Genomic DNA, 252 nt, shown 5'->3' on the forward strand with positions numbered 1-252 from the left:
CTCCGCGATATGGTTCCCGATCCGGAGTTCGCCAAGACGCTCTTCCGGATCGGTATCCCGGCGTCGATCGAGGGGACCGGCCGGGCGATCTCGATCAACCTGATGCTGGTGATCATCGCGACGTTCTCGACGTCGGTGGTCGCCGCGTACGGCATCGGGACACGGGTGTTCTCGGTCGTGTTCCTGCCCGCGATCGCGCTCTCGCAGGGCGTCGAGACGATGACGGGCCAGAACGTGGGTGCTGGCAAGCCG

Annotated in this window: 1 protein-coding gene; it reads left to right on the forward strand. The window is 65.9% G+C overall.

What is annotated here, in order from left to right:
* The coding region (locus SM755_RS23980; protein WP_323174880.1) for an MATE family efflux transporter at window positions 1-252 on the forward strand (252 nt) is incomplete at both ends.

It is taken from the genome of Natrialba sp. PRR66, assembly GCF_034808065.1.
Lineage (GTDB): Archaea > Halobacteriota > Halobacteria > Halobacteriales > Natrialbaceae > Natrialba > Natrialba aegyptia.